This is a genomic window from Streptomyces sp. NPDC014870 (assembly GCF_043081505.1).
GTDB lineage: Bacteria > Actinomycetota > Actinomycetes > Streptomycetales > Streptomycetaceae > Streptomyces.
Genome location: NZ_JBIBWQ010000008.1, coordinates 154,003 through 162,774, shown reverse-complemented (window position 1 = coordinate 162,774; position 8,772 = coordinate 154,003). Strand labels below are relative to the sequence as shown.

Sequence of the window (8,772 nt, the reverse complement as noted above, 5' to 3'; positions counted from 1 at the left end):
GGAAGGACAAGGAGAAGGGCAAGGAAAACGGCTGGAGCCACGAGAAGCCGAAGGGCGGCATGCACACCGGCGGCGGCGGTCTCGCGAGCAGCGGTACGAGCATGACCGGCGGTCTCGTGCTCGCGGGCGGTCTGGCGGCGTACGCCCTCTACCGTCGTAAGAAGGCAGTCGGCACCGCTGCCTGAGTTGTCACTGACGCGGGAGCACCTGCCCCAGGTGGTCCCGCGTCAGGTTTCGTCGCCCCATCCGGCCAGCCGCCACACCGTCGAAAGGTGCACCCGGTGTCGAACCGGCCAGACTCCTCCCCGGGTACGCCCCGCCCCCGGCGCATCCGGCGATGGGTGATCGCCACCGCCTTCTGGACCCTCCTGCTCTCCTCGCTCGTGCTCCTCTTCGGCCCTGGCCTACCCGGATCGGGCGGGAATCCCCCCGCCGACTCCGCCGGAGCCAAGCCGGGAAAGCACGCGCCCGCGGCCACCCCCACTCCCTCACCCCGGGACCACCGACCGGCTCGGCCGACGCATCCGACGATGCCGCGGTCGGCCCCGACCCGCCTGACGATCCCCAAGATCGGGGTCAACGCCCCGTTCACCGGGCTCGCGATCGGCCCCTCCGGCGCACTCGACCCTCCGCCCGCGGACGATACGAACCTGGTCGGCTGGCAGACCGACGGAATCACACCGGGCGAACGGGGCACCGCGGTCATCGCAGGACACCTCGACACCGCGACCTCCCCGGCCGTCTTCGCGCGGCTCTCCGAACTCGTCCCCAGGGACCAGTTCGAAGTCAGGCGCGCCGACGGTACGACCGCCGTCTTCGTGGTCGACTCGGTGGAGAGCTTCAGCAAGGACGACTTCCCCGACGAGCGCGTCTACGCCGACACGCCCGCCGCGCTCGTCCGCCTGATCACATGCGCCGGCGCCTACGACCGCACGGCCAGGGACTACACCGAGAACCTGGTCGTCTTCGCCCACCTCGACGAGCGCGCTCTTGGCGCGACACCGGCGGCCTAGAGGCGCTTCCGCAGGGCCGCGCGGGCGAGAGCGGGCCCGCGTGGTGCGGGCGCGGGTGAACGGGGACCGGTGGGGGAGGCCGGGCGGCAGCCCTCGCAGCGATCCTCGTCCGCCAAGGGCCGGAACAGGTACGCCTGTCCATGCCGCCCGCTCTCGCATTCGCGCAGGCCGGTGACCCGGGGCGCCGGAAGCGGTGGAGGCGGCGGGGCGACCGGGGACACCTCGCGGAGGATGTACCGGAGCAGCCCGCCGGGCCGGTGGATGGGACTGCCCCGGCCGGGCAGGCAGCGGGCGATGGACTCCCGTACGGCATCGGCCGGATGCCCTGCCTCCAGCCAGCGGGCCGCGAGGCCCGCCAACTCGGGGACCATCGCGCGCGGGACGCGCAACCGGGGGTCGAGGGCGGTCAACTCGTCGACGAGTCGACGTGCCTCGGGTGCCTCGGGAACCTCGGGCGGGGGAGGGGTGGAGGTGTTCCCTTCGGGGGTCTTCTCTGGATGACGGCCGACGGCCCGACCGGTCGGCTCACCGGCGGCCGGACGGGTGTCCGCCGGTGGCGGGACGACCGGTGGGTGGGACCGCAGGGAGGCCGCCTCGGCGGCGCCGAGCGGCACGTTGGAGACGAGCTGACGCGTGGCCCACCGCCCGCCGGGCCCCTGCTCGCGCCACTCGTGGACGTAGCCGGCGAGCTTCAACTGCCCCTTGGCGCGAAGGAAGGCGACCTTACGGATGCCCGCCCGTTCGGCGGTCGTGGAGAGCGGCTCGTTGACGCCATCGGGGAGGGAGAGCTGCCAGCAGAGCAGCCGTACGGCGTCGGCGTTGAGGTCCCGGTGGCGGAGGATCTCGTGCGGGATCTGACTGAAGCGCCGAGCCGGAGAGATAGCATGACGAAGCATTCCGGGTGCCCTCCTGTTGGCACTCGAAGTGAAGGCCCTCGGCGCTGGCTGCAACCAGCTCGGGGGCCGCTTTTGTGCTCACCGTACAGCAGGATGAGTGACCGTACGGTCGCCTGCTGTGACGGAGCAGCGGGGGCAACGGCAGGGCGGGAAGCGCAGAATCGGTTCGACCGGCACGTCTCCGCGCAGGGGCGTGTACGTCGTGGTGGGCGTCCAGGTCCGCCCGCCGTCCCGGGAGACGCGCAGCCGCATCACCACTCCCCGCCGTACCGCTGCCGCTTCGCCCGCAGCCACTCCTGGATCTCCCGCGTCTCGCGCGGCGAGGCAGCGCGGAGGTCGTCGGCGCGGATCGTCGCCACGAAGTGCACGAACCGCACGCGCCGGTGCACTCCGTCGACCCCGATGACCTTGCCGGGGCCGTACACGTCAGTTCCGGTGTGCGCGACGAAGGCGCCGGGACCGTGGGGGGTTTGCATTGCTCGCGAGCCCTTTCGCTCTGTGTGTTGTTCCGGTCACACAGTGGCGTGGATCACGTTACGCTCGACAGGGGTTTGCACGTGACAACGCGAGCAGCACGTCGGGGAGTTGGCGATGGCGATCGAGGACAATCCGGTGTCGCGTCGAAAATACGGTGAAGAGCTGAAACGCCGAAGAGAAGCGGCGGGGCTCACGCAGGAGCAGCTGAGCGAGCGCACGATCATCTCGCGCACCCACCTGGCCCACATGGAAGCCGGCCGCCGCCGCCCAGGCGTCGAGGACGCCCGCCGCCTGGACCGCGCGCTGAACCCGGGGGACGACTTCTTCGAACGGTTCCTGCCGGTGCTGGACGGCAAGAAGGTGGCCGAGCACTTCGCGGAGGCGCTGGAGTTCGAGGGCAGGGCAACGTTGATCCGGGTGTACGGCCCGAAGCTGGTGCCCGGACTTCTCCAGACAGAGGCATACGCGAAAGCCGTCCTCGGATCGGGCCATCCGCCGAAGAGCGATGCCGCACGTGACAAGCTCCTGGTCACAAGACTGGAGCGCGCCCGCATCCTGGAAAACTTCGACTCCCCGGTGGTGTGGGCGCTCATGGACGAGGCAGTCCTGAGGCAACACATTGGCGGCCCCGCGGTGATGTGCGAGCAGCTGCGTCACATTGCGCGGCTGGGGGAGAGCCGCCGTATCCGTGTGCACGTCCTCCCCTTCGAGGTCGGTGCGCACGCGATGTTGGAGGGCTTCGTCTCTCTGATGTGGTTCTCGGACCTCCCGCCCATTGCGTACGTGGAAGGCCTCAAGTCAGGCCGTGTCTGGGAGACTCCGTCCGTGGTCCGGGAGTGCCAGGAGGTCTACGATCATGCCCTGGGCGACGCGCTGTCCCACCGCGAGTCGCTGGCTCTGATCAGGTCCGTTGCGGAGGAATACGAGCATGCAGCACGCACCGACAAGCATCCCTGACGCCTCGGTCCTCTCTGCCTGGCGTAAGTCCTCCTACAGCGGTGGCGACAGCGGCGAGTGCCTCGAAGTCAGCGACACCTGGCGCAAGTCGTCCTACAGCGGAGGCGAGAGCGGGGCGTGCCTCGAAGTCAACGACGCCGCTCGCCCCGACCACGTCCCCGTCCGGGACAGCAAGAACCCCACCGGCCCCGCCCTCCTCTTCCCCGCCCTGGCCTGGACGGCGTTCGTGGACGGGGTCAAGGCGTCAGCTGGGCGTCGCTGACACGGCGGCTTCGGCGATCTTCCGGGCTTCCGATTCGCACGTGGATACGGGGTGACGGTTCCCGTCGAGCGCGACCCACAGCACGAGGTTGCCGTCGCGGACGTTCAGCGAGCAGTTCATCCTGTCGTTGGGCGGGTCCCACGATGCCTCGTCGGCGAAGTCGACCGTCGTGTCCTGGCGGGAGGGCGGTCCGGCGTCCCGGTTGAACTTCTCGTGCTGGAGAACTGTGCCGTTCTCGCCCCCTTCCTCCGTGCGCTGCACAGTCCATTGGACGACGGCGTGTGGGCGGGCTGCCCAGTTGGTGGCGGGGTTCTCGCCGTCGTGCCACTCACAGCGGCTTACGTCGAAAGAGCCTGACCTCCCGTTGGCGTCCTGGCTGGTCAGGCGTTCGGGGAGGGGGAGCTTCGGGGCGGCGTCCGCGCAGAGCGGTGTGCTGGCGTACTTGTCGGGCTCGCCGGTACCGATGTTGCGCAGCAGCAGGTACGCACCGACTCCCGTCCCCGCCAGGGCGACCGCGCCGACCGTGGCGAGGGCGACCAGCTTGCCGCGCCTGGGCGGGCGCGGTGTGGGCGTCGGGGGCGGCGGTGTGGCTGCCGCCGTGACGGTCTCGGCGTCTTGGTCGATGTCGGCCAGGCGCACCGGTTCCGTCTCGGGCCGTGGCTCGGGTTCGGGATCTGGTTCTGGTTCTGGTTCTGGTTCGAGATCTGGTTCGGACTGAGGCGACGCGGCGGATGTGCACCGGGCACTGTCACCCTCGGCGCCCTCGCTCAGCAGCTCGTCCAGTCGGTCCTTCTGGTCGGCGATCAGCCCGTGGACGGCGGGTGGCCACGGCCTGGTCGCGGGCCGGACCGGGCCCAGCAGGTCCCGTAGCTCCGCCAGGGCAGGTCGTCGGGCCGGGTCCTTCGTGAGGCAGCGGGCAACGATCGGACGTAGATCATCCGGCACGTCGTCGAGGTCGGGCTCGGTGTGGACGACGTTGTGGAGCGTCAGGAACACCGACGCGGCGGCGAACGGGGCTCGGCCAGTCGCCGCGAGGGCGAGGACCGAGCCGAGGGAAAAGACGTCGCTCGCCGGGGTGAGTTCCTTGCTCTCCGCCTGCTCGGGCGACATGAACGGAGGCGAGCCGATCGCCCAGCCCGTCTGCGTCAGCGCGGTCGACCCCTCCGGCTCGGCGGCTCGTGCGATGCCGAAGTCGATGACGCGGACGCCGTCCTCGGCGAGGAGGATGTTCTCGGGCTTGAGGTCGCGGTGGATGAGGCCCACGCGGTGGATCTCGTCCAGGGCTGTCACCAGGCCCAGTGCCAGGCGGCGTACCGTCTCGGTCGGCAGCGGGCCGGTGGACTTCACGGCCGCACCCAGCGACGGGCCGGCCACGAACACCGAGGCGAGCCAAGGGAGCTCGGCATCGGCGTCCGCGTCCATGACGGCGGCCGTGTACGCGCCCGAGACCTTGCGGGAGGCGGTGACCTCGCGGCGGAACCGGCTCCGGAAGCCGTCCTCGGCGGCGAACCGCAGGTGTACCTGCTTCACCGCCGCGAGACGGCCGTCGGGCGCCGCGCCGAGGAAGACGCGGCCCATGCCGCCGCTGCCGAGTTCGGTCAGCAGACGGTACGGCCCGGCCTCCGTCGGCATGGACGCGTCGAGCGGCCTCATTCCGGTTCTCCCCCTCGGATCTCCCCTGAACGCGCGGTGATCCTATGGCCCTTGGCCCGCTGCCGTCCGGCGAGTGGCCAAGTCACCACTGCTGATGGCGTGGAACCACGCGGCTCCGGGCTCCCCCGCCCCTGTCAGGCCTCCCGGAAGATCAGCGCTGTACCCAGGGCCGCTTCGGCCGGGACGAAGAGTTCCCCACGAGCCGTCTCGCGTACGGGCAATCGACTCTCCGCGAGCAGCGCGCGTACGCGAGCGATGTCGGGGACGGTGACGGTGCAGGCGACAAGCGCCGGGAGCGCGGGCGGATCCTCGCCCGGCAGCAGATCCGAGAGGTCGGACTCGGTCAGGAGGGTGACCGGCCCCCCTGCGGAGAGCGGCCGGCCCAGATATCGCTCGTACCGCTCGCGGACCAGAGGGAGTTGTCCGTCAGGAACGCACAGGACCGCCTCGACGAGGTCCTGGGCGCCGTTGGGGTGGTCGAGGTGACGGGCGTGCTGGAATTCAGGGTCCACGTCGGCGACGACGCCTACGCGGCCCTCCGGCGCACCATCGATCTCCAGGTAGCGGACAGGCTCCGTGCGCACGCCGTCGGGGGTTTCGACCGGTCGGCCGACGGTGTTCACCCCGCCGTGCCCGACCTCGGCAGCGGTGAGCCGCTTCGCCGCGCCGTCCACGTCCGGCGAGGAGAACATCAGGATGTGGAGCCCTTCGAAGCGATCACGCCATCCGGCAAGCTGAGCGCTGGTCGCCTCGATCCGCGACAGCATCAGGGGAAGCTTCTCCACAGGCGCCTGGAGAGGAACGACCCGCGCGTCAGGGGGCAGGCCCGCCATGCTCCCTGGCTGCACCGGGGTCACCAACTCGACGAAGCTCCGGGAGAGGTCGGCGTGCGTGTTCGCCGCCCCGAACGGCTCCGGCGCGGCGCCCGCACGGGGGGCCAACGCCGGGACGCTGGGCGGAGGAAGGCGAAATCCGAGCCGCCGGTAGAGCGCCATGGCCTGTGCCATGTCGCTGACGACGTGCCCGACGTGGTGTAACCGTGTGAGGTCGTGAGGCATGTCCTCACCGTAGGGCCGGCATCACCACTCGGCCATGAGGGGTGTGTCCTCCTCGCGCTGACGCCAGGCCTCGGTCAGGCGGGCGAGACGGGCCGGGGCGGCGATGCCGCGTACCGTCGCGATCCGGCCGTCGGCGAGGTCGAAGGTCACCGAGCCGACCACCCGGTCGCCGTCCCGGTCGGGGAGTACGGCGAGGAGGGCGGGGGAGCCGTTGACCAGGGCGAAGTGCATGGCGGGCCGCCCGCCGACGAGGCGGTGCTTCGCGGGGGTCGACTTGAAGCCGGCCCGGGCCAGGGCGGCGATGCGCTCCGGGGTGTCGTACCGCAGCAGCCTCGTGGCCAGACCGCCCGCGCCGTCGGAGACCGCGGTCGCGTCGTCGGTGAGCAGCGCCACCAGCTGGTCGGTGCGGCCCGAGGTGGCGGCGGCGAGGAACTCCTCGACGATGCGGCGGGCGGCCGCCCGGTCGACCTCACCGACGCCGACACCGACACCGACACCGACACCGACACCGTCGCCGACGCCGGAGCGGCGACGCCCGGGGGTCGTGACGCGGCCGCGCGCCCGGTGGAGGTGCTGCTGGCTCGCGGACTCGGTGATGTCGAGGATCTCGGCGATCTCGGCGTGGCTGTACGAGAACGCCTCGCGCAGGACGTAGACGGCCCGCTCGACCGGCGAGAGCCGCTCCATGAGGGTCAGTACGGCCAGGGAGACCGATTCGCGCTGCTCGAAGGTGTCGGCGGGGCCGAGCATCGGGTCGCCCTGCAGGAGCGGTTCGGGCAGCCAGTCGCCGGCGGCGCGTTCACGGCGGGCCTGCGCCGAGCGGAGCCGGTCGAGGCACAGGTTGGTGACGACCTTGGTCAGCCAGGCCTCGGGCACGACGATCCGCTGCCGGTCCGCTGCCTGCCAGTGCAGGAAGGCGTCCTGCACGGCGTCCTCGGCGTCGGCGGCCGAGCCGAGCAGCCGGTACGCCAGCGAGGCCAGCCGGTTCCGGCCGGCCTCGAAGCTGCTGGTGTCGAACGGATCGGACGGTGTGGTGTCCGCGGAGTCCATGGAGGCCACCCTAGTGATCATGTGCCTACGCGGCCGCCGTTCGGGCGGAAACCTCCGCCGAAGCGCCCGTGGGCGTGGGCATGGGCGCTTCCGTCGGCGCGGCGGTGAGGCGGCGCGTGCGCGTGGGCAGGCCGAAGGTCGGGTGCTCGGTGGTCCAGAGCGACATCGCGAGGATCGCGGCCTTGAACCGGGCGGCCTTCCGGCCACTGAAGTACGTCGGCTTCGCCCGCGCCTCCTCGTCGACGAACTGCATGATGCCGTCGCGCCGACCCAGGCTGATGTGGTTGCCCACGTACTCCAGCTTGACGTTCGGGATCTCGCGCCCGGTCAGGCGCCCCACGATCGCCAGCATGGCCTGCCGGCCGGTGTAGCCGGCCGAGGCGCAGGACATCGGCAGGGGGCGGCCGTTGTCGCCGATGACGTGGACGCTGTCGCCCGCCGCGTAGACGTTCGGGTGCGAGACCGACCGCATGGTGCGGTCGACGACGATCCGGCCGCTCTCCGTGACCTGGAGACCGCTCGCGGCGGCGATCGGGTGGACCGCGAACCCGGCGGTCCAGACGGTGGCGTCGGACGCCACGGTGGCGCCGTCGGCGCAGCGCACGTGCGTCGCTTCGACCGCCTCCACGGTGGTGTGTTCCCGGACGGTGATGCCGAGTCGGTCGCACGCGCGGCGCAGGTGGTCACGGGCGCCGTCGGAGAGCGCGGCGCCCAGCTCGCCGCGGGCGATCAGGGTCACCGACAGGCCGGGCCGGGACTCGGCGATCTCGGTGGCGGTCTCGATGCCGGTCAGCCCGTCGCCGACGACCACGACGCTCCGACCGGCGGCCGTGTCGGACCGGTCCAGGTGGTCGAGGCGCTCGCGCAGGCGCAGCGCCGAGGGGCGGCCTGCGACGTCGAAAGCGTGCTCGGCGAGGCCGGGGGCTCCGTGGTCGGCGGTGTGGCTGCCGAGCGCGTACAGGAGGGTGTCGTAGCCGAGTTCGCCGCCGCCCTCGGGGTCGGTCACGGCGACGATCTGGCGCGCGGGGTCCACGGCCGTGACACGGGCGAGGCGCAGGCGGATGCCCGTGCCCGCGAAGACGTCGGCGAGCCTCGGGGCCTCGACCTCCTGGCCGGCCGCGAACTGGTGCATCCGCAGCCGCTGCACGAAGTCCGGCTCGGCGTTGACCACGGTGATCTCGGTGTCCGCGGGGGACAGCCGGCGGGCCAGGTTCCCGGCGACATAGGCCCCGGCGTAGCCGGCACCGAGGACGACGATGCGGTGCTTCATGAGCTGCTCCCGTCAGTTCGCACGCGCTCTGTGTGCGTGCTCTCTACGGGTTGAGCGGGACAGCGGCCCCATTCCTGACAGGACAGAGGTGTGACGTGGGTCACCCTGCCTGGGGCGGGTGGGGGCATCGGCCCTC

Annotated in this window: 9 protein-coding genes and 1 pseudogene; 4 read left to right on the top strand and 6 right to left on the bottom strand. The window is 71.6% G+C overall.

Annotation, left to right across the window (positions count from 1 at the left end):
- Positions 1-185 (top strand): annotated as a pseudogene (locus ACF09C_RS23440) (hypothetical protein); the annotation flags it as partial.
- Positions 186-329: 144 nt separating this feature from the next.
- Positions 330-1,013: a class F sortase gene (locus tag ACF09C_RS23435; RefSeq protein WP_392094352.1), complete on the top strand. Its 684-nt coding sequence runs from the start codon at positions 330-332 to the stop codon at positions 1,011-1,013.
- On the opposite strand, the gene ACF09C_RS23430 is transcribed toward ACF09C_RS23435, so the two are convergent.
- Together ACF09C_RS23430 and ACF09C_RS23425 are read right to left on the bottom strand one after the other, a co-directional pair.
- On the bottom strand, positions 1,010-1,909 hold the full coding sequence (locus tag ACF09C_RS23430; protein ID WP_392093942.1) for a hypothetical protein: 900 nt from the start codon (positions 1,907-1,909) through the stop codon (positions 1,010-1,012). The genes ACF09C_RS23435 and ACF09C_RS23430 overlap by 4 nt on opposite strands.
- Before the next feature lie 251 nt (positions 1,910-2,160).
- Positions 2,161-2,385, bottom strand: a complete 225-nt coding sequence (locus tag ACF09C_RS23425) for a hypothetical protein (RefSeq protein WP_392093940.1) — start codon at positions 2,383-2,385, stop codon at positions 2,161-2,163.
- A 115-nt stretch (positions 2,386-2,500) separates the two neighbouring features.
- Here ACF09C_RS23425 and ACF09C_RS23420 point away from each other — a divergent pair, with 115 nt between their 5' ends.
- Both ACF09C_RS23420 and ACF09C_RS23415 read left to right on the top strand, forming a co-directional pair.
- Positions 2,501-3,343: a helix-turn-helix domain-containing protein gene (locus ACF09C_RS23420; RefSeq protein WP_392093939.1), complete on the top strand. Its 843-nt coding sequence runs from the start codon at positions 2,501-2,503 to the stop codon at positions 3,341-3,343.
- The gene (locus tag ACF09C_RS23415; protein ID WP_392093937.1) at positions 3,315-3,605 is read left to right on the top strand and encodes a DUF397 domain-containing protein; all 291 of its coding nucleotides are present in this window, start codon (positions 3,315-3,317) and stop codon (positions 3,603-3,605) included. Before ACF09C_RS23420 ends, ACF09C_RS23415 begins: the two co-directional genes overlap by 29 nt.
- Here ACF09C_RS23415 and ACF09C_RS23410 read toward each other — a convergent pair.
- From ACF09C_RS23410 to ACF09C_RS23395, 4 genes are all read right to left on the bottom strand, one after another.
- Positions 3,588-5,258 (bottom strand): serine/threonine-protein kinase, encoded by a 1,671-nt coding sequence (locus ACF09C_RS23410; protein ID WP_392093935.1) that lies wholly within the window; start codon positions 5,256-5,258, stop codon positions 3,588-3,590. The two genes, ACF09C_RS23415 and ACF09C_RS23410, sit on opposite strands and share 18 nt — an antisense overlap.
- Positions 5,259-5,392: 134 nt before the next feature.
- Positions 5,393-6,316 carry a VOC family protein gene (locus tag ACF09C_RS23405; RefSeq protein WP_392093933.1) on the bottom strand — a complete coding sequence of 308 codons (924 nt, stop codon included), beginning with the start codon at positions 6,314-6,316 and terminating at the stop codon, positions 5,393-5,395.
- A gap of 21 nt (positions 6,317-6,337) precedes the next feature.
- Entirely contained in the window at positions 6,338-7,366 is a 1,029-nt protein-coding gene (locus ACF09C_RS23400) for a sigma-70 family RNA polymerase sigma factor (RefSeq protein WP_392093931.1), read from the bottom strand.
- Positions 7,367-7,391: 25 nt separating this feature from the next.
- The gene (locus ACF09C_RS23395) at positions 7,392-8,636 is read right to left on the bottom strand and encodes an NAD(P)/FAD-dependent oxidoreductase (protein WP_392093929.1); all 1,245 of its coding nucleotides are present in this window, start codon (positions 8,634-8,636) and stop codon (positions 7,392-7,394) included.
- Positions 8,637-8,772 lie beyond the last annotated feature (136 nt).

What these genes read in the sequence shown, in the direction of transcription:
- ACF09C_RS23430 (WP_392093942.1), bottom strand. Translation starts at nt 1,909, where the DNA reads ATGCTTCGTCATGCTATCTCTCCGGCTCGGCGCTTCAGTCAGATCCCG.
- ACF09C_RS23425 (WP_392093940.1), bottom strand. Translation starts at nt 2,385, where the DNA reads ATGCAAACCCCCCACGGTCCCGGCGCCTTCGTCGCGCACACCGGAACT.
- ACF09C_RS23420 (WP_392093939.1), top strand. Translation starts at nt 2,501, where the DNA reads ATGGCGATCGAGGACAATCCGGTGTCGCGTCGAAAATACGGTGAAGAG.
- ACF09C_RS23415 (WP_392093937.1), top strand. Translation starts at nt 3,315, where the DNA reads ATGCAGCACGCACCGACAAGCATCCCTGACGCCTCGGTCCTCTCTGCC.
- ACF09C_RS23410 (WP_392093935.1), bottom strand. Translation starts at nt 5,258, where the DNA reads ATGAGGCCGCTCGACGCGTCCATGCCGACGGAGGCCGGGCCGTACCGT.
- ACF09C_RS23405 (WP_392093933.1), bottom strand. Translation starts at nt 6,316, where the DNA reads ATGCCTCACGACCTCACACGGTTACACCACGTCGGGCACGTCGTCAGC.
- ACF09C_RS23400 (WP_392093931.1), bottom strand. Translation starts at nt 7,366, where the DNA reads ATGGACTCCGCGGACACCACACCGTCCGATCCGTTCGACACCAGCAGC.
- ACF09C_RS23395 (WP_392093929.1), bottom strand. Translation starts at nt 8,636, where the DNA reads ATGAAGCACCGCATCGTCGTCCTCGGTGCCGGCTACGCCGGGGCCTAT.